The organism is Bacteroides sp. 1_1_14, assembly GCF_000162515.1.
Classification (GTDB): Bacteria; Bacteroidota; Bacteroidia; order Bacteroidales; family Bacteroidaceae; genus Bacteroides; species Bacteroides thetaiotaomicron.
Map to the genome: position 1 here is coordinate 426,243 of NZ_GG774703.1, position 19,324 is coordinate 445,566.

11 protein-coding genes are annotated in these 19,324 nt (G+C 42.4%); 9 read left to right on the forward strand and 2 right to left on the reverse strand.

Annotation, left to right across the window (positions count from 1 at the left end; all coding sequences use genetic code 11):
• The first annotated feature begins 3 nt into the window (after positions 1-3).
• The 9 genes from HMPREF9007_RS19255 (at position 4) to HMPREF9007_RS19215 (ending at position 17,211) form a co-directional block, all read left to right on the forward strand.
• Positions 4-1,923, forward strand: coding sequence for a glycoside hydrolase family 127 protein (locus HMPREF9007_RS19255; RefSeq protein ID WP_032850230.1), 1,920 nt, complete (start codon positions 4-6; stop codon positions 1,921-1,923).
• Positions 1,924-2,108: 185 nt separating this feature from the next.
• A complete protein-coding gene (locus HMPREF9007_RS19250) occupies positions 2,109-4,892 on the forward strand; it encodes a two-component regulator propeller domain-containing protein (RefSeq protein WP_008760457.1) in 2,784 nt (927 codons plus the stop codon).
• 747 nt (positions 4,893-5,639) lie between these two features.
• Positions 5,640-6,155 (forward strand): RNA polymerase sigma-70 factor, encoded by a 516-nt coding sequence (locus HMPREF9007_RS19245; protein ID WP_008766735.1) that lies wholly within the window; start codon positions 5,640-5,642, stop codon positions 6,153-6,155.
• A 133-nt stretch (positions 6,156-6,288) separates the two neighbouring features.
• The gene (locus tag HMPREF9007_RS19240; protein ID WP_170848630.1) at positions 6,289-9,519 is read left to right on the forward strand and encodes a TonB-dependent receptor; all 3,231 of its coding nucleotides are present in this window, start codon (positions 6,289-6,291) and stop codon (positions 9,517-9,519) included.
• A 10-nt stretch (positions 9,520-9,529) separates the two neighbouring features.
• Entirely contained in the window at positions 9,530-11,269 is a 1,740-nt protein-coding gene (locus HMPREF9007_RS19235; RefSeq protein WP_008760460.1) for a RagB/SusD family nutrient uptake outer membrane protein, read from the forward strand.
• Between the two features lie 29 nt (positions 11,270-11,298).
• The gene (locus HMPREF9007_RS19230) at positions 11,299-12,684 is read left to right on the forward strand and encodes an Ig-like domain-containing protein (RefSeq protein WP_008760461.1); all 1,386 of its coding nucleotides are present in this window, start codon (positions 11,299-11,301) and stop codon (positions 12,682-12,684) included.
• A 9-nt stretch (positions 12,685-12,693) separates the two neighbouring features.
• On the forward strand, positions 12,694-14,070 hold the full coding sequence (locus HMPREF9007_RS19225) for an alginate lyase family protein (protein WP_008760462.1): 1,377 nt from the start codon (positions 12,694-12,696) through the stop codon (positions 14,068-14,070).
• 204 nt (positions 14,071-14,274) lie between these two features.
• A complete protein-coding gene (locus tag HMPREF9007_RS19220; protein ID WP_008760463.1) occupies positions 14,275-15,924 on the forward strand; it encodes a glycoside hydrolase 43 family protein in 1,650 nt (549 codons plus the stop codon).
• 60 nt (positions 15,925-15,984) lie between these two features.
• Positions 15,985-17,211, forward strand: coding sequence for a glycoside hydrolase family 88 protein (locus HMPREF9007_RS19215; protein ID WP_008760464.1), 1,227 nt, complete (start codon positions 15,985-15,987; stop codon positions 17,209-17,211).
• 130 nt (positions 17,212-17,341) lie between these two features.
• On the opposite strand, the gene HMPREF9007_RS19210 is transcribed toward HMPREF9007_RS19215, so the two are convergent.
• Positions 17,342-17,818 carry a copper resistance protein NlpE gene (locus tag HMPREF9007_RS19210; RefSeq protein WP_008760465.1) on the reverse strand — a complete coding sequence of 159 codons (477 nt, stop codon included), beginning with the start codon at positions 17,816-17,818 and terminating at the stop codon, positions 17,342-17,344.
• Between the two features lie 59 nt (positions 17,819-17,877).
• Complete coding sequence (locus HMPREF9007_RS19205) at positions 17,878-19,164, reverse strand: hemolysin family protein (RefSeq protein WP_008760466.1); 1,287 nt, start codon at positions 19,162-19,164, stop codon at positions 17,878-17,880.
• Between the last annotated feature and the right edge of the window lie 160 nt (positions 19,165-19,324).

A 19,324-nucleotide genomic window follows, 5' to 3' on the forward strand; every position in this document is an offset into this window, starting at 1 on the left:
ATTATGAATAAGAAAAATCTAGTTGTAATAGCATGGTTGGCAGTGTCGACTATGATGTCCGCCCAGTCTGTATACCCCGGTCAGCATCAGGGAAAAATGAAAAAAGAGACAGTGGCTCCAATTCGGGTACAGAGTTTTGATTTAAAGGATGTCCGCCTCTTAGCGAGTCGTTTTCGTGATAATATGTTGCGGGATTCGGCATGGATGACTTCTCTTGATGTGAATCGTCTGTTACATAGCTTCCGGACCAATGCCGGTGTCTTTGCAGGTCGTGAAGGCGGCTATATGACTGTAAAAAAACTCGGTGGCTGGGAATCTCTGGACTGCGAACTTCGCGGACATACTACCGGACATTTGCTTTCAGCTTACGCATTGATGTACGCTGCTACCGGAAGTGAGATTTTCAAACTTAAAGGAGATAGCCTTGTAAATGGATTGACCGAAGTGCAGAATGCACTTAAAGGAGGATATTTGAGCGCATATCCCGAAGAACTGATCAACCGCAATATTCAGGGAAAGAGTGTCTGGGCACCTTGGTATACCTTGCATAAACTTTATTCCGGTCTGATAGACCAATACTTATATGCAGATAATCAGCAGGCTTTGAGTGTGGTGACCAAAATGGGCGACTGGGCTTATAACAAACTGAAACCGCTTAGTGAAGAGACACGCCGGTTAATGATACGTAATGAGTTCGGGGGAATCAACGAATCATTTTATAATTTATATGCCATCACAGGCGACGAGCGTTATCGTTGGTTGGCGGAATATTTCTATCATAATGACGTGATCGACCCACTGAAAGAACTTCGGGATGATTTGGGAACCAAACATACAAATACATTTATCCCGAAAGTAATTGCAGAAGCTCGCAACTATGAATTGACACAGAATGAGACGAGTAAAAAACTTTCAGAGTTTTTCTGGCATACCATGATTGACCATCACACCTTTGCTCCGGGATGCAGCAGTGATAAAGAGCATTTTTTCGACCCGAAGAAATGCTCTAAACACTTGACTGGTTATACCGGTGAAACATGTTGCACCTACAATATGTTGAAACTTAGTCGCCATCTTTTCTGCTGGACCGGTGATTCTTCTATTGCCGATTACTACGAGAGAGCATTATACAATCATATCCTTGGACAGCAAGACCCGGAAACAGGGATGGTAACTTATTTCCTTCCGTTACTTTCCGGCTCTCATAAACTGTATAGCACCAAAGAAAATTCTTTCTGGTGTTGTGTAGGCAGTGGATTTGAGAATCATGCCAAATATGGAGAAGCCATCTATTACCATAATGATAAAGGCATCTATGTGAATCTGTTTATTCCTTCCCAAGTGACTTGGAAAGAAAAAGGACTGACGCTTCTCCAGGAAACCGATTTTCCGAAGGAAGAGACTACTCGGCTCACTCTTCGTGCAGAAAAGCCAAGGCATACTACTATTTATTTGAGATATCCCTCATGGAGTAAAAATGTGAAGGTACTTGTGAATGGTAAAAAGGTGTCAGTGAAACAGAAACCGGGTTCTTATATTGCTATTACCCGTGAATGGAAAGATGGTGACCGTATTGCGGCCACTTATCCCATGCAGATCGAACTGGAAGCTACTCCCGATAATCCGAATAAAGTAGCTTTGCTGTATGGACCGTTAGTACTTGCCGGAGAACGGGGAACGGAAGGAATGCAGGCACCTGCTCCCTTCTCTGATCCTGCTCTTTACAACGATTATTATACTTATAATTTTCATGTTCCTGTCGATCTGCGTACATCATTTAAAATAGACGTGAAACACCCCGAACGAACATTGCACCGTGTGGGAAAAGACTTGAAATTTACTACGGAGCAAGGAGATGTGATCCGTCCGCTTTATGATTTGCATCACCAGCGTTATGTAGTGTATTGGGATTTACAAGATTGATTTAATTTAATGAACAGGCACGAATAAATTATTCGGGTGCATTGAGTAAATACTTCCGCCTCTTCGTATTTGTCTATTAGCATCAGCAAATATGGAGAGGCGACTTTTTAGATAAGGAACCGCTCTCTTTTGGAGATTTTTGTGTATGTTTGTCACATGTTTAATATGATAAAGCCCGTTGGCAGGTGAAAAGCACGATTAAATATTTGGTTCTTATAATAATGTGTTGGGTTTGCGGGGAAAACTTGCAGGCACAACCCTATATGTTTCGTAATGTCGTTATGTCCGACGGCCTTTCCGGTTTGTTGGTGAATGCTATTTATAAAGACTCGGAAGGTTTCATCTGGTTGGGGACAGACAACGGCCTCGACCGTTTTGACGGTGTGAAGGTGAAGCATTTCGAATTCCGCGGAGTAGATTCGGGAAGAAAGAAACGGGTGAACTGTATTACAGAAACCGATAACAAGCAACTATGGATCGGAAATGGAATCGGACTCTGGCGGCTGAATCGCTCCGGTAGTGAATTGCAGAGAATCGTTCCTGAGAAGATCGACTGTGCCGTCAATGCTTTGTTGGCAGATGGAGATGTACTTTATATAGGTACGGAGAGAGGACTGTTTATTCAGAAAGACGGTCAGTTGCTTCAGGTACAGACCGATAAAAATATGCTGGCAGCCTGTAACCGGATCATGGACCTCTGCCTGAATGAGAATAAGAGTGTCCTTTGGTTGGCAACAGTGCAAGGGTTATTTTCTTATTCGCTGAAAGATGGTCAGATTAATTCCTGGCATTTCAGAGAGAATGTTCCCGAAGCCGATTATTTCCGTTGTCTGACCCGCATAGGCGAAACGCTGTATCTGGGTACAATGAGTCAGGGAGTCGTCTGTTTCGATATCCCGAAACAGACATTTGCCCATACGGTTTCTTTGGGATGCGATGTGATATCTGATATTTCCGGTGATGGAAAGGAGACGGTGTACATCGCTACAGATGGAAATGGGGTTCATTTCCTTTCTCACAAAGACCGGAAAGTGGTTCGCCGCTTTTTCCATGATGTGAATGATAAAGAAGGGATTCGCAGTAATTCTATCTACTCATTACTGGTGGATGACAGGGGTGCAGTCTGGGTAGGACATTTCCAAGCCGGATTGGATTATTCACTGTATCAAAACGGACTGTTCCGTACGTACGCTTATCTTCCTCAGTTTAACTCTGCCAATTTATCAATTCGTTCGTTCGTAAACCGGGGACCGGAGAAAGTGATTGGTTCGCGTGACGGATTGTTCTATATTAACGAAGCTACCGGCATAGTGAAAAGTTTCGTGAAACCGGTTCTTACGTCCGATCTGATCCTTACCATTTGCTTCTATGAAGGTGAATATTATATCGGTACGTATGGCGGTGGTATGATGGTATTAAATCCGCAGACGTTATCTCTCAAATACTTTACACAAGGTGATACGGAACTCTTCCAGAAAGGACATATCTTCTGTGTAAAACCGGATAACAGGGGAAATCTTTGGATTGGCACCTCGCAGGGACTATTCTGTTACAACGGGCAGACAAAGCAAATCAAAAACTTCACCAGCACCAACTCTCAGTTGCCCGAAGGAAATGTGTATGAAGTAAGTTTTGACTCTACCGGAAAAGGGTGGATTGCTACAGAAACCGGTATGTGCATCTATGATCCGGCCTCACAAAGCCTTCGTTCCAATGTGTTTCCGGAAGGATTTGTACACAAAGATAAAGTACGTACTATTTATGAAGATGCAGAACATAACCTTTACTTTATCCGTGAGAAAGGCAGCCTGTTTACTTCTACCTTAACGATGGACCATTTCCGCAATCAATCAGTACTTTCTACGCTTCCCGATAACTCGCTGATGTCAATAACAGAAGATAATCAAGGCTGGCTGTGGGTAGGCTGCAACGATGGATTGTTGCGTATTAAGGAAGAAGGAGAAGAGTATGACTCCTTCACCTTCAATGACGGAGTGCCGGGACCGACTTTCACTAACGGAGCGGCTTATAAAGATGAAAGAGGACTGTTGTGGTTTGGCAATACCAAGGGGCTGATCTATGTAGATCCGAAACAGGTAGATGAGGTACGTGGAAAGGTCCGTCCGATTGTTTTTACGGATATTCTGGCTAATGGAGTTTCTATCAATAAATCGTCTTTGAAGTATAATCAGAACAATCTTACTTTCTGTTTTACCGATTTTGCATATGGATTACCTTCTGCCTTGTTATATGAGTATAAACTGGAGGGAGTGGACAGTGACTGGAAGTTGCTGACAGCACAGAGTGAAGTATCGTATTATGGGCTTTCTTCCGGGACATACACATTCTGTGTACGTATTCCGGGCAATGAACAATCAATGGCCATTTATAAGGTGACTGTGCAGCCGATGATTTCTTGGTGGGGATGGGTGATTCTCGCTATATCGATTATTCTGATCGTTGTTCTGGTGAGATATTATGTGCGGAAATCTGCTCCATTGGTCACGGAAGTACACGAGATCTCATCCGAAGAAGAAGAGGAAGAAGAAAAGACGGTGGAACCACATCCTGCAGAAGAAAAATATAAGGCCAACCGTATGAGCGAAGCCGAATGTAAAGAACTTCATGACAGGCTTGTTGCTTATGTGGAGAAAGAAAAACCTTATATTAATCCCGACTTGAAAATGGGAGAACTTGCCGCCGCATTGCATACTTCTTCCCATTCCTTGTCCTATCTGCTCAATCAATATCTTAATCAGTCATACTATGACTTTATAAATGAGTATCGGGTTGCCCAGTTCAAGAAAATGGTAGAGGATAATGATTACTCCCGTTATACATTGACAGCATTGGCCGAACTATGCGGCTTCAGTTCACGTGCTTCTTTCTTCCGTTCATTCAAGAAAAGTACCGGAGTTACTCCGAACGAGTATATTCGCAGTATCGGAGGAACGGCTAAAGACGAATAGTAAATGTGCTCCCTTCATTAAGATATTATGCAGGTAAGATTAATGTATTCGGTCAGTAACAAGAGATCGTTTCACGTATGTGATTCCATCGGTTCATGTACGTGATTCATTGGGCTTACGTACATGAGCTGAACGGTTCACGTACGTGAAATGAATACATGAAAGCACCTGAATATATTAGTCAAGCCTTGTTTGTATGTTAAGCTTCCCAGCCTTTGTCTTAATACATGCAGCTTACATAGAACAATATTGGGCGTAAACAACGTACATTCATGGCAAAAATGGTGTTTTTAACATTGGTAGACGTTACCCTTGAATAGTCTGTCTAACACCTGATAATCAATTGAATAAATAGATCGCTTGTCAAAAACAGGTGATAATAGAAATCAAGAACTATTCTATTATCACCTTATTATCACCATCTATTATCACCCTTACTGCTTTAATTATAAGACACTTGTCCTGCCAAGGTGATAAGTGACAATAACCAAAGGCTTTTTATTTCCCAGGTTACTTTGCTCAAATTGATGAGATGTGAACCATCGGTCTGCTTATTATGCCCAAACGGAGTCTCATTTTATAAAGTGAGACTCCGTTTAAAAAGTGTGTAAGTGATTGTAATTCATTTGCTTAAATAAAATAAAGTCTACCTAGATGCGTTGAGATTCATCTCCCTTGTTTTTTGAAATTATTCTCCGGAATTGCCTTTATATTTGCATCGTGTTCAAAACCGAAAAAGATAGTATTATGGAGACAACAGCTTACACTTCCGACAACATTATCACCCGTTCTTACGAGGAATATCATCAGGTAATCTTAAACTATATTACCTATCGGATTGCTCACCGTTATGAAGCGGAGGATTTAACTCAAGATGTATTTGTGCGTCTGATGGATTACAAACAGATGCTCCGTCCGGATACAGTAAAATACTTCCTTTTTACGATCGCACGCAATTTAGTGACCGACTATATCCGTCGTTATTATAAAAAGCAGGAGATAGATAGTTACCTCTATGATTTTACTGTCACTTCTTCCAATGATACTGAAGAGAAAATCATTGCTGATGATTTGATGGCGATGGAACGGACACGGTTGGCAGCCATGCCCGAACAGCGACGGCTGATCTATACGTTAAATCGTTTTGAGGATAAATCTTCTCCGGAGATAGCCTCCGAATTAGAATTGAGTTGCCGTACAGTGGAAAACCATCTTTTTCTCGGACGCCGTGATATGCGTGACTTCTTCCGAAACTGTATATAAAATTATTCATATAATAAACAACCTTTGGTGCTTATGGAAAAGGAATCAATACTGAGTGAGAGGTATCTTTATGCCTCAACAAATTTTAGAGAACAAGAATTTAATACTATTTTTAAACCTCAAATTTAATGTTATGAAACGAAGAGGATTAATTTTTAATTCGCAACCTAATAAGGCGGTCATAGTTGCTTTAGGACTGATGTTGATGCTGTGTCCGGCTTCCCGGACATGGGCTTATGCAAATGTTAATGATAGCAGGACTATAGCACAGTCTCAAAAACAAGTCAAAGGTCAGGTTGTGGATGCGACGGGAGAACCTGTTATTGGTGCAAGTATACTCGAGAAGGGAACTACGAATGGAGTAATTTCTGATATTGATGGGAATTTCTCTTTAAATGTAAGTTCTCCGAATGCTGTGATTGTTATTTCGTATATTGGTTTTAAATCAATGGAACTTCCGGCTTCCGATCCTAAATTGCGGAAGATTATAATGAAAGAAGACACTGAAGTACTGGACGAAGTGGTGGTTGTAGGATATGGTACTCAGAGAAAGGAATCTTTAACAGGTGCTGTAACCGTTGTAGGAGCCAAACAACTGGAAAATAAAGGTACGATGTCAAGCCCGTTGCAGGCAATGCAGGGCACTGTGCCCGGAGTACTTATCACTCGTAATTCCGGAGCTCCTGGAGATGAGAGTTGGGGTATGAAACTTCGTGGAGCGTCTTCATCCAACTCTACTGATCCACTCATTATTGTAGATGGTGTGGAATATAGTGACGGTATCAACGGTATGCGTAATTTGAATCCGGATGACATTGAATCTATCAACTTCCTGAAAGATGCTTCGGCTGCTATATATGGATCGAAAGCAGCGGGAGGTGTTGTATTGATTACAACGAAGAAGGCAAAAGCGGGTAAAACTGTTGTCCAGTATAATGGTTCTTTTACTGGAAAAGTGGTAGGGCTTCAACCGGAATTGATGTCGTTGGATCAATGGGCGGATGCAGTGATTACTGCTCAGACTAATGATGGCTATTCTGATTCAAACTGGATTCGCTATGCCAGGCTAGCCAAATTGTATAAGAACCAGTACATTGATTTGAGTCATAGTGCACACCCGATTCCCGAAGGATTCAAGGATGTGGAAGACTTTGTCTTTATGGATAATGACTGGCAGGATATTTTATGGGGAAATTCATGGTCTACACAACATGACCTCAGTGTCTCGGGAGGTACAGAGAAAAACTTGTTTCGTTTGTCACTGGGATATATGTATGACAACAGTACCTTGAAATGGGGAAATAATAACAATCAACGTTACAATATGCGTTTGAACAACCAATTTAAGCTATCCGATGCTGTGATGTTGACATCTAGTATCGGTTATAACCGTCAGGATCAAGTATCTCCCAGTATGATAGGGAAAGTTCTTTCCCAGTCTTCCCCACAACCGGGTTTGCCTGCTTCTACTATCGACGGACGTCCCTATGGATGGGGAACGTGGCGTGCATTGAACTGGTGGGCTGAGGAAGGTGGAGACAATAAACTGAAGGTTTCGGCTATCAATATCAGCGAATCGTTGAACTGGAAGATATATTCGGATCTGGATGCCGTTGTCAATGTGGGCTATAACACTTCAACCGCTACACGTGAGAAAGTAGAGAAATCTATTGATTGGTATAATTATGCAGGCACTAAATTGTTGGCGACAGAACCTACTCAGGAAAAGAGTAAATACTCTGATTCTTTTTCAAGAACAGACTACTATATGGTTTCCGGTTACCTGAATTGGCACAAAACATTGGCGGAAGTACATAATCTGAGTGCAATGGCTGGTACACAGTATAATTACACACAGTATAAATATACTTTTGTATCTGTAAAAGATATCAATCCGTCTTTAGAGATACCAAATGGTGCCGGAGAAGTTCTGATAAAAGATGGAGACAGTAAGCCTGCAAAATGGCATGAGGCAATGATGTCCTATTTCGGACGTTTGAACTATGATTATAAACAACGTTATTTGGTGGAAGGCAATCTGCGATATGACGGTTCTTCAAAGTTCCGTCCCGAAAATCGCTGGCAATTCTTTTGGGGAGTATCTGGAGGATGGCGTTTGAGTGAGGAAAGCTTCATGCAGCCGTTATCTTCTTTGGTCAGTAACTTAAAGCTGAGACTGTCTTATGGTGTATTGGGCAATCAAAGTGGCGTAGATCGTTACGATGGTACTCAGTTGTACAATTTTTCTTCGTCTAGCGGAGCATATATTGGCTCTGGAAAAGTTTCGACTATTGATACGAATGGGAAGATTGTAACTACAGACCGTACTTGGGAACGTATTCATAGTTATAACTTGGGGCTGGACTTCGGATTCTTCAATAACCGACTGACTGGTACTGTAGAGTTATTTATGAAGAAAAATAATAATATGTTGATTGATGCCCAGTATCCGGGTGTGTTGGGAGATAATGCCCCAACGATGAATCTTGGAAAGTTTGAGGCTAAAGGATGGGAAGGAAACATGACGTGGTCGGACAAAATAGGACCTGTACAATATCATATTGGAGGGACTATAACTTATACTACTAATAAATTGATTGATTTGGGAGCAACTTCCGTTCTGAAATCAGGTTTTGTTGGTAAGCAGCAAGGTTACCCGTTGAACTCATATTTTGGATTACGCTATGTCGGTAAAATTCAGACCCAAGAAGAACTGGAAAAATACAAATATTACTATTTGGATGGCAATGGAATTGGAATGCAGGATAATCTTCGTCTGGGAGACCACATGTTCGAAGATGTGAACGGTGATGGCAAACTGGATCAGAATGATTATGTATATTTAGGGACGGATGATCCGAAACTTTCTTATTCAATCAACATCGGATTGGAATGGAAGGGCTTTGATCTCTCTGCTATTTTTCAGGGAGTGGGGCGCAGAACAGTTTTCCGTGGTGGTGAAGGAAATGAAACATGGCGGGTACCGATGAGTGCTATTTACTTGAATACTACAACCCAGTCCATCGGTAATACATGGAACCCGGAGAACAGAAATGCCTATTATCCCTCTTATACAAGCATTGGTTCTATAAATAATTATAATTATCAGTGTTCTTCTTGGTCTGTAGAGAATGGAGCCTATCTCCGTTTAAAGAATCTGACTTTGGGATATACGTTACCTGCTTCATGGTTGGCCAAAACAAATGCGATCAGTAAACTACGGATATACTTTACAGGAGCTGATTTATGGGAACATAGTAAGTTAAGAGACGGCTGGGATCCGGAAGCTTCACGTAAAACTAAAGATTTAGGACGTTATCCTTTTAACAGAACTTTCACGGTAGGTGTTAATGCAACTTTTTAAATAGAATAGTATGAAACGATCAAAAATAACAATTCTCCTTGCCATAGTGTTAGGAATGACATTCCACTCTTGTTTGGATCTGGAACCTCAGGATCAGTTGGGTGGTAAGAATATGTGGACTTCTGTCAATGATTATAAGCAGTTTGCCAATACCTTTTATAGTTGGACGCGTGATTTTTCTTCTGTCGTATATGATGGAACACATAGTGACAAACGTTCGGATTTGATTACTTATCAGAGCTACAATGAATTTAGCCGAGGAATAAATTCAATTCCGTCTTCGGACGCCAACTATACGGATAACTACAAGCATATCCGGCGCACGAACTTATTGTTGCAGAATGCTGAAGCTTATGCTAAGCCGGAAGATATAAAGCAATATATAGGAGAGGCTTATTTTTTCCGTGCTTATAGTTATTTTGACTTACTTCAATTGTATGGAGACGTTATCATCACCAAGAAGCCGTTGGACATTACAGACCCTGAGATGAAAGTAAAACGGAATGACCGCAGCGAAGTAGTCGATCTTATTATCGATGATCTTAATCATGCCGTTGAAAATTTACCGGCTTTTAAAGAACTTACGACCGAAGAGGAAGGACGAATTTCTAAAGAAGGTGCACAGGCTTTCCTTTCAAGAGTGGCTCTTTATGAAGGAACATGGCAGAAGTCGCGTAATGGTAATCAGAATACGCAACGTTCCGCTAATCTGTTGGACATAGCTGCCAAAGCAGCACGGACTGTGATTGATGCTAAATATGGATACACATTCCGATTGTTTGGAACAGACAGTGAGACAAAAATACTGGGTGACAGTGCGCAGAAGTATATGTTCATTTTGGAAAATGAGAAGTCAAATCCGGCAGGTATTAAAAAGTCTTCTAATCATGAGTATATTTTTGCTCGTCGTCATGATCAGGTATTGGCCTCAATCGGTAAGAATATAACGCAAGAATGTCTGGCAAATGTGCAATGGGTCACTCGTAAGTTTGCCAATCTTTATTTGTGTGATGATGGATTGCCTATTGAGAAATCGGGGCGCTTCCAGAAGTATGATAAAAAGGTCTCTGAATTTTTGAATCGCGATAATCGTATGCGTTATACGTTGCTGAAACCGGGTACCCGCTATTGGGGGAATAAATTCGGCCGAACTTCGTGGCAGTGGGATGAGACGGATCTTAAAACATCCAAAGTTTATGATCCAGCTTCCGGTACATGTTATGGCAACCAAAAATGGAGTGCTGAACGTGTGGTACCCGATACGCAAGAGGGATATGATTTCCCGCTTATCCGTTATGCGGAAGTCTTGTTGAATTATGCAGAAGCCATATATGAGAGAGATGATAAAATTGAAAATGAAGACTTGAATATTTCCTTGAATCTGGTTCGTCAACGTGTAAATACCAATATGCCGGCATTGACTAACGAGCTTACACAGGCACATGGGTTGGATATGAGAACGGAAATACGGAGGGAACGTACTGTCGAACTCTTTAATGAAGGATTTCGCATTGATGATTTGAAACGTTGGAAAACAGCAGAGAACGAGATGCCGCAGACTATGTTGGGAATTAAATGGAAGGGGACTGAATATGAGTCCTGGAATACAACCTTTAGTTTGAATGATGAAGGATGTGTTGTTGTAGAGACTGGGCGTCAGTGGGCGGATAAGAATTACTTGTACCCATTGCCTTCTGATCAGTTACAGTTAAATCCGACTTTGGGACAAAATCCGGGTTGGGGAGAATAATGGAATATGAATAATAAAAAAGAAAAAATATGAAACATATAGCTTTCTTATCAGTAAAATGGATGTCAGTAGGTCTTGGGATGCTAAGCTTATTACTGTCAGTAGCTTCATGTGGCGATAAGGAATATGGTGATGCTATGAATGAGGCGCAACTAATGAATGATATAGAGGTAAATGTAGGTTCATCACTACCTTTAGCTGTAGGAATGGATTTTGTTTTAGATTATAAGCCGGTTCCGGAGAATGTGACGAATCCGGAGATTACTTTAACATCATCGGACGAAAATGTGGTGTCTGTTTCGCAGGACGGCAGGGTTACGGCTAAGATGATCGGAAAAGCATATATTAATTTGTCTCAGAGTACCGCCTTTGAGACTCTCAAAACAATAGAAGTCCAAGTAATGCCGGTGGCTACAGCTATAGAGCTTGAAAACGTGGAACTGTTTGAAGGAACAAATAAGAAAGTGATTGTCAATGTGACTCCTTCAGACGGATATAATGTGTTTGATTGGAAAAGTGATAATGAAGAAGTTGCAACGGTAGCGGACGATGGTACGATAACGGGGAAAAAGCCTGGAACAGCTAATATTTCAGTTTCAAGTCAAGATGGTAGTCAATTGACTGCTACGGCTGTAGTAACAGTAAAAGAAGTGATTCCTATTGATAAAATCACATTAAGTGAACCGGGATATGATATGATGATAGGAGATAAGACTCTGATAAATTGTCTTTTGGAACCAATTGATGCATCGGTTGGATTATTAAGCTGGAGTACTACCAATGACAGAGTTGCCACAGTGGATGCTGATGGCTTGGTAACTGCTGTGGGTGCAGGCGAAGCCGAAATTATAGCTCAGGATCCATTGTCCGGACTATCAGCATCGATAGCTGTCAAAGTAGTTGGTGAAGGAGTAGTCTCATTGTCACTATCTTATGTTCGTAATCAGGATGAACTGAAAGCACTGGGATGGGGATTTGGACAAACGCCCGCTTCGGTCAATTTTGATACTGAAGGTATGACTGTAAATATGTCTCTGCAATCGAACAGCAAATATAGGGCAGACTTAAAGATGGCTTCTAATGACCGTCCGGTTGTCTTGAATATAGGAACTTACCGCTATCTTGCCTTTAGAATGGATGTGCCGGGTAACGGAAGTCTTAAGTTGGATACGAACAAAGGTGATTATGGTAACAATCCGACCGGAGTTTTGGCTGAAGATTCGCAGGTTATATATTATGATTTGCAGGCTAAGCCCTATTTTCCAACGGATGCTCCATCGGATAAGTTGACGACTTTCCAGCTGAAGATAGCGGACGTTACTGTACAACCTTATTCTTATAAGGTATATTGGGTACGTACTTTCAAGACATTGGAAGATTTAAAAGTTTACGTAGAAAAAGAAAATAACAAATAAATCTGAAATATGAAAACGAAATATATAAGCTTATTCTTTAGCTTTGTGATAGCATTTGGTATGATGTCCTGCAGTAGTGAAATTCCCAATGGGGATACCAGTAAATTCAGTGATTTGAAAAGTCCTGAAGAAGATATGGTTAAGAAAGACTATTTGCCATTGAAGCATCCTTGTATGCTTCATACACAGGCCGATATTGATCGCGTAAAAAGTAATCTGACACGATCGCCCTGGAAAGAAGCCTACGCTCAACTGGAAGCAAGCGATTATGCGCAAAGTTCTTATGCAGAAAAAACGAGTGCTTTGCTTGATGGATATTTGAAACGAATGGATAAGAATAATTGGTCGGGTAAATATCCGGATTACTCTAATTACACATCGTGTATGTATGATGCTGCGGCTGCTTACCAACTGGCACTCCGCTATCAGTTGTCGGGAAATACCGTATTTGCAGATGCTGCTGTAAAACTGTTTAATGCATGGGCTACGAACTGCAAGGGTATATTGAGAATGGAAGGTTATACTAATAATATTCCAGACCCTAATTTATATTTGATACCTATTCAGGCACATCAGTGGGCAAATGCGGCGGAATTGCTCAGAGATTACAATGGATGGGATAGGAATGATTTTGAGAAGTTCAAGACTTGGATGAAAGATACGTTTTACAGTGTTTCCAATATGTTCCTTAAGAATCATAACGGCGGACAGGGCAATATGCATTACTGGCTAAACTGGGATCTGGCTCAGATGACATCTATTCTTTCCATTGGAATATTGTGTGATGATAATGTGCTGATTAATCAAGCTATCGTATATTTTAAGAATGAAGAAGGAAGATATAAAGAAGCTGGAAATATCAAAAATGCAGTTCCTTTTTTGCATCAGGACCCGGATTCTGATGAGATTTTGGGACAGTGTGAAGAGTCGGGACGTGACCAAGGGCATGCGACATTGTGTGTGTCATTGATGGGGGCATTCTGTCAGATGGCTTATAGTATCGGTGAGGACCTGTTTGCTTTTGATAATTATAGGGCAGTAGCAATGGCTGAGTATGTAGGCAAGTACAATCTGATCAAAGATGAAGCCTTCAATAAAGGAACATTAGTTGGTGATGATTTTGTATATGATTCCCATTCTTTCCCCTATACTTCCTATTCAAATCCGTCTTATACCAATGCAACTATATCTACAGACCAGCGCGGAACGAAAAGACCGGCATGGGAACTGTTCTATGGATATTGCAAGGCAAAAGGTATATCTTCCATTTACAGCGGGAAGTGGGCAGAGCAAATGCGCCCCGATGGAGGTGGTGGAAACTATGGACCGAATAGCGGTGGATTTGATCAGTTAGGTTTCGGCACATTGATGTATTACCGGGAATGACGATACATTTTGGAATATTTTTGCGAGGGGATTAGGTATTTACCTGATCCCCTTCGTATATATAAGCAAATAGGTCAGTAATAAGATTGTTGAAAAGAGATAAAGGATTCAGTTTTTAAAAGATTGGTTTTAATATAAGGTAAAAAGAACCTGTTTTTAGGAATAACGGTTAGTATGTTTGAATGAATTGATTAGTAAGGTTATATGCGTAAAAAGATTCTGTTTATAGCAGGAATGATGGCTTGCTGTACTTGGGCGAGTGCACAGGAAATATCCCGGACCTGGGTGGCTGATAAAGGCGATGGTACTTATCAGAACCCTGTTCTATATGCCGACTATTCCGATCCGGACGTATGTGCGGCAGGAGATGATTTCTATATGACGGCTTCCAGTTTTAATTGCATACCGGGACTTCCTATACTTCATTCCCGTGATCTGGTAAACTGGTCGCTGGTGAATTATGCGCTGCCGGTACAGGAACCCAAAGAGTTTTTCGATAAAGCGCAGCATGGGAAAGGTGTATGGGCTCCTGCTATCCGCTTTCATAAGGGAGAATTTTATATTTATTGGGGCGATCCGGATTATGGAATTTACATGATAAAGACTAGAGATCCGAAAGGAGCATGGAGCAAACCCGTATTGGTGAAAGCCGGAAAAGGAATGATCGATCCGACACCACTTTGGGACGAGGACGGAAAAGTATATCTGATACATGCTTATGCCGGCAGTCGCAGCGGAGTGAACAGCATTCTGGTAATCTGCGAATTGAATGCGGAAGGAACGGAAGTGATCTCCGATCCGGTACTGGTGTTCGACGGAAATGACGGAAAGAACCATACGGTAGAGGGACCGAAGCTCTATAAACGGAATGGTTACTATTATATTTTTGCTCCGGCAGGCGGAGTAGCTACCGGTTGGCTGCTGGTGCTTCGTTCAAAGAATATCTATGGTCCCTATGAATCAAAGATTGTGATGGCGCAGGGGAAGACCACTATCAACGGTCCGCATCAGGGAGGCTGGGTAGATACAAATACAGGAGAATCGTGGTTCGTCCATTTTCAGGATCAAGGGGCTTACGGACGTGTCATCCATCTCAATCCGATGAAATGGGTGAATGACTGGCCTGTGATCGGAGTGGATAAAGACAAAGACGGTTGCGGAGAACCTGTCACCACCTATAAAAAGCCGAATGTCGGAAAGACGTATCCGGTAGCTACTCCTCCGGAAAGTGACGAGTTCGATACAAGGCACTTGGGATTACAGTGGCAGTGGCATGCCAACAAACAGGATACCTACGGATTTACGACTGATTTGGGATATATCCGGCTCTATGCAGGCAGCCTTTCCAAGGAGTTCGTGAACTTTTGGGAAGTGCCTAATCTGTTGCTGCAAAAGTTTCCCGCTGAAGAGTTTACGGCTACTACCAAGCTGACGTTTACCGCCAAGCAGGATGGAGAGCAAGCCGGAATGATAGTAATGGGATGGGATTATAGTTATTTGTCTGTCCGTAAAGCCGGCGACAAGTTTATCCTGCAACAAGTCGTATGCAAAGATGCGGAACAACAGCACCCCGAACAAGTGAAGGAACTGGCGAGTTTTCCGGTGGAATATCTGAAAATGCCGGGAGTGGCTGATAATGAGTGGAAGACCGTTTACTTACGGGTAAAGGTTGCCAAGGGAGCCGTTTGCACCTTTGCCTATAGTCTCGATGGAAAGAAGTATACAGCAGCGGGAGAACCTTTTACTGCCCGGCAGGGAAAGTGGATAGGAGCGAAAGTCGGTTTATTCTGCGTCACTCCTAATGACGGAAATCGCGGATGGGCGGATGTAGACTGGTTCCGGGTAACTAAATGATAAGAAAGAATAAGTGAGAATAAAAAATAAGAAACTAACACGAAGATATAGAACGAAAAAATGAAGAAGATTGTAGCAGGGTTGGTTGTAGTACTAGGCTTTTGTGCATGTGCCCATCGGACTTCCGGTACGTTGGATGTGAATAAAGCTCTGGATTATTGCGCGGAACAGACCCAACGTTCACTGGTAGAACTGAAAGGAGACTCGGGTATAGACTATACAATGATGCCACGTAATGTCATGGCAGACGAACATCATTGGAACTGTCGGAAAGCAACGAAGGAAGAATGGTGTGCCGGTTTCTGGCCGGGAGTATTGTGGTATGATTATGAGTACACACAAGACAAGCATATACTGGAAGAAGCCGAAAAGTTTACGGCATCCTTAGAGTTCCTTTCCCGCATTCCGGCTTATGATCATGATCTGGGCTTCCTGGTCTTTTGCAGCTACGGCAACGGATATCGCCTGACCAAGAACCCCGCTTACAAACAAGTGATTCTAGACACAGCCGATTCATTGGCTACTTTGTTTAATCCGGTAGTCGGCACGATGCTGTCCTGGCCACGGGAAGTAGAACCCCGCAACTGGCCCCACAATACCATCATGGACAATATGATCAATCTTGAGATGCTTTTCTGGGCAGCAAAGAACGGTGGTAATCCTTACTTATACGACATCGCTGTATCTCATGCCGACAAGACTATGAAGTGTCAGTTCCGTCCGGACTATACCTCATATCATGTAGCGGTATACGATACTATCACAGGTAACCTGATTAAAGGAGTGACTCACCAAGGATATGCGGACAGCACAATGTGGGCACGTGGACAAGCGTGGGCTATTTATGGTTACACCGTAGTCTATCGTGAAACGAAAGACCCAAAATACCTTGACTTTGTACAGAAAGTAGCCGATGTCTATCTGGAACGCTTGCCCGAAGACAAAGTGCCTTATTGGGATTTCAGTGCTCCGGGCATACCCGATGCTCCGCGTGATGCTTCGGCGGCTGCCGTAGTAGCTTCCGCGCTGCTCGAACTGTCTGCCTATCTTCCCAATGGAAAAGGCAAACACTACAAGGATGCCGCTATCGAAATGCTGACAAGCCTGAGTTCCGACAATTATCAGAGCGGTAAAAGCAATCCGGCTTTCCTGCTCCATAGCACAGGCCATTGGCCGGCTCATTCGGAGATAGACGCTTCTATTATCTATGCAGACTATTATTATATAGAGGCATTGCTTCGTCTGAAACGTCTGCAGAAGGGGGAAGGAGTATTGGGACAGAAATAAAAAAGGGGATGTGTCAGACTTCCCTTTTAACGAAATCATCCTCGCCACAGATGGTCGTAGCGAGGATGATATTTAATTTATGAGGGTTTCAACACATCCTCTTTCTTTTTACTGGTTAGGGTTTAGGTTATTATTTCTTTACCTTGATGATGTCATAATTCAGATCGCTGACAGCTTCTTGCAGGCTATCGTTCACCAGACGCAGGGTAGTGTCATTTACAATCACGAAGTACATTGGAGCCTCACCATCATTCGGAGTTAACTTAACAGCTTTGGTAGGTTTTTTGTTCACTACTTTTTGGATAGTCTGTTGTTTTCCTTTAGAAGAGAAGGTTTTGTTCTTACCCTGACCTTCTGCATCGAGGTAAGTCATATCCAGTGTATACGTGGTATCTACACCGTCAGTTGCAGCGTTCAGGGTCAATACGTAGTCGATACCCGGACCGTCGGCAGCAGGGAGTGTACCTTCATAAACTTCGGTCACTTCTGTGATCGGAGCCATTTCTATAGAAAGACTGTCTGCTTCTGCCTCTGCGGCTTTGTTGGCTTTTGACTGGCAAGATGCCAAAGCAGCTACGACTGCTGCTAACATAATTACTTTTTTCATCGTTAAGTGCTTTAAGTTAATATAAATATAGTGAGCTTACTGCTCGGGTTATTTTTTCTTTATTCTTCGTCCCGTTTGATGACCAGCAGTTTGTCTACCCGTCCACGGTCCATATCCACTACTTCGAATTGCAGGTTCTTGTAGGTGAAGATATCTCCGGCTTTCGGGATACCGCCCAGCAGGAACATTGCCAATCCTCCGAGGGTTGTGAAGTCTTCGTCCTCCAGGTCTTCATAAGATAAGATTCCCATCTCTTCCATAAAGTCCTTGATGTTCATCGAGGCTTCCACCAACATCGAACCATCCTGTCTTCTGACGATATCTTCCTCTTCCGTATCGTCTTCTTCAAGGATATCTCCGAAGATGCTTTCGGTAAGGTCGTGCAGGGTAATGATACCTTCTGTACTACCATACTCGTTAACAACAACTCCGAACTTGTTTTTGTTCTTCTTGAACAGCTCTAAAATTTTATTTGCATATAAACTTTCGGGGATAAACAGAGCCGGGCGGGCTATTTCGCGCAGATTGAACTCCTTTTTATTGCCTACCATCAGAATAATATCTTTGACGGATACCACACCGATAATCTCGTCTTTCCGCTCGTCCACCAACAGATATTTGCTGTAGTGTTCTTCTTCGATTGTCTTCATCACCTTGTCTTTTGTATCGTCGGGATGGAAGATGACAAGGTCTCTGCGGTGCGTCATCAGTTCATTGGCACGTTTGTCCGAGAAACGGAACACATCACGCAGCATTTCCGTCTCTTCCTTGTCGATCACTCCCTGTTCGGAGCTTTGGTGGAGAATCATTTTGATCTCTTCCTGTGTCATCGGGCGTTCTTCGTTTTTTACGCCGATGATTCTGTTCAGCAGGCGGGTGGAGATACTGAGCAGCCAGACGAACGGATAGGAGACTTTCGTCAATAAAATCATAATCGGGCTGAACAAGGTTGCGTATCGTTCCGGATTGCTGAGGGCAATGGACTTGGGAACCAGCTCTCCGATGATAAGAGAGAGATAGGTAATGATTACCACAGTGGTGATCATGGCCAGATTACGTGCATAGGCTTCCGCTCCCGGTATGAGGGAGAAGAGCGGAACAAGGTCGTCTGCGATAGCGACACCACCATAGGCACCGGATACGATACCGATCAGGGTAATACCGATTTGAATGGTGGACAAGAACTTTTCGGGTTCTTCCAGTTGTTTCAGTACTCCACGTGCAGATTTGTTGCCTTTTCCGGCGAGAGTTTCGAGACGTGCTTTGCTGGATGATACCAGCGCAATTTCGTACATGGCAAAGATGCCATTCAGTACAAGTAAGAGAAGTATGATAAGAAATTCCATAAATGGATTTAAATGATTATTGCCGTGAAATTACATGAAATCACGACATCATGCAAATATGTGCTGTATATTAATGATTTTTTAATAAACAATTGGTGCGGAATGGTGATGTATTCTTTGAAATGAGGGGGCTTAAGAACAAAAGAACATATTCCGAGGT